The organism is Pseudomonas sp. ICMP22404 (assembly GCF_006227205.1).
Taxonomy (GTDB): domain Bacteria; phylum Pseudomonadota; class Gammaproteobacteria; order Pseudomonadales; family Pseudomonadaceae; genus Aquipseudomonas.
The window spans coordinates 1-860 of the sequence record NZ_VCNG01000051.1 but is presented as its reverse complement, the minus strand read 5'-3'; the positions used below and the strand labels follow the sequence as shown (position 1 = coordinate 860).

1 protein-coding gene is annotated in these 860 nt (G+C 55.3%); it reads left to right on the top strand.

Annotated elements, in window-relative coordinates; translation table 11 throughout:
* Positions 1-823 (top strand): IS3 family transposase (locus FGE05_RS29585; RefSeq protein ID WP_139650432.1); only part of this gene is annotated, 823 nt, incomplete at its 5' end.
* Positions 824-860: the final 37 nt, after the last annotated feature.

Sequence of the window (860 nt, the reverse complement as noted above, 5' to 3'; positions counted from 1 at the left end):
GGACGAGCAGTACGGCGTTAACAATTGCTGTCGGGCGTTTGGAGTCAACCGCAGCAGCTTTTACGCCTGGCGTCAGCGCCAAGGCAAGGTGAAGCCTGAGCGGGAGAAACTGAAAGCCGTGCTGATCGAACATCACAAGGAATCCAGAGCGTCCGCAGGGTCTCGTACTCTTTCCAAGGAGCTGCAAGCCAAGGGGCATCGCGTTGGGCGCCATATGGCTCGCAGTTTGATGCGCGAAGCCGGTGTTGCCAGTCATCAGCGGCGTCGGCACAAGTACAAGTCTTGCGGCGTGGAAGCGCTGGTGGCGCCGCATGTGCTCAAACGCAAGTTTGATGTCACTGCGATCAACCAAGTGTGGTGCGGCGATGTCACGTACATCAAGGTCGGCAGACGCTGGATGTATTTCGCAGCGGTTTTGGATCTATTTGCTCGTCGGATCGTGGGATGGTCATTTTCAATGATTTCCGACGCCGCTCTGACCTGCGAAGCGTTGCGGATGGCGGTTCAATTGCGAGGGCGCCCAAAAGAGGTGTTGTTTCATTCTGATCAAGGTTGCCAATACACCAGCCACAAATTCAGGAATGAGGTGCGCAAACAAGGGCTTCTGCAAAGCATGAGTCGCAAAGGTGAGTGCTGGGACAATGCCCCGATGGAGCGTTTCTTTGGCAGCCTGAAGTCAGAGTGGGTGCCCGAAGCGGGCTACAGTTCGGAGCATGAAGCCCGCGTGGATGTGCAACGCTATGTGATGCGATACAACAACGTCAGGCTCCATAGCTACAACGATTACCGGTCGCCGGTAGCTATGGAGAAACTGGCGGCGTGAAACCTTAACTGGTGTCCAGAATTACTTGACCAGTTCA